A 1,124-nucleotide genomic window follows, 5' to 3' on the forward strand; every position below is an offset into this window, starting at 1 on the left:
AGAGCTAGTTGTGATGTCCAGGGAGGTTGGTCAGCCGGGTGATGGGTGGCTTGCCTCCGATGGCGGAGTGGGCTCGGTGGTGATTGTAGAAGTGGATCCAGCCGGGTAGTGCTGCTCGTCGGTCCTGCTCGGTGTTGTAGTGGCGGGCGTAGGCCCAGCCGTCGGCCAGGGTGCGGTGGAATCGTTCGATCTTGCCGTTGGTCTGTGGCCGGTAGGGACGTGTGCGTTTCGGTGTGATGCCGAGCTCGGAGCACGTGTCGCGCCAGGCGAAGGAGCGGTAGGCGGCGCCGTTGTCGGACAGGACTCGTTCGACGACGACGCCCCGTTCACGCAGCCAGGCGACTGCCCGCCGCAGGACGGCGACCGCGGTCGTGCCCCGTTCGTCGGCGTGGATCTCGACGTAGGCGACGCGGGAGTGGTCGTCGATCACGGTGTGCAGAAAAGCTTTGCCGGTCCTGGGTTTGTAGTCCTGGCCTCTGGGCAGGCCCGCCGTCGCGCGCTTGTTGCGCTCACCCTGTTGCCGTCCGACGAACCGATGTCCGCCTCCGTCGGGGATGTTGCCGAACTTGGTGACGTCGACGTGGATCAGCGAACCGGGATGGGGATGTTCGTAGCGGCGCAAGGGCTCGCCGGTGACCCGGTCGATGCGGGAAAGCCGGTTGATCCGGCACCGCACCAGCACCGCGTGCACGGTCGAGGCGGGGACGCCCAGCCGGCCGGAGATCTGCACCGGACCCAGCCGGTGCCGCCATCGCAGCACGACGATCTCGCGGACCACCGGCTCCGGCGTGCGGGCCGGGCTGTGGTGCGGACGCGAGCTGCGGTCGGCCATCCCAGCGTCGCCCTCGAGCCGGTAGCGCTCAGCCCATTTACGCGCGGTCCGCTCCGAGACCATGAACATCCTCGCCGCCTCGGCGGGCCGCCAGTCCTGCTCGACGATCAGACGCGCCAGCCGTAGCCGGGCACGCGGCGTCAACGCCGCGTTAGGGTGGGACACGAAGGCCTCCGGACATGTGAAGCGGTTCCTAGACAGCTCCACTTCACAACCAGAGGCCTTCGCCTGTCTTCACGACAGGCCGTCACCCGCCCAAACCGGAACAACGTCCCTGGACATCACAGCTAGT

Annotated in this window: 1 protein-coding gene; it reads right to left on the bottom strand. The window is 67.7% G+C overall.

All coding sequences use genetic code 11. From position 1 onward, the window contains the following. Positions 1–4 precede the first annotated feature (4 nt). A complete protein-coding gene (locus FXN61_RS49615) occupies positions 5–997 on the bottom strand; it encodes an IS481 family transposase (protein WP_167980662.1) in 993 nt (330 codons plus the stop codon). Positions 998–1,124: the final 127 nt, after the last annotated feature.

It is taken from the genome of Lentzea indica (genome assembly GCF_012184385.1).
Lineage (GTDB): Bacteria > Actinomycetota > Actinomycetes > Mycobacteriales > Pseudonocardiaceae > Lentzea > Lentzea indica.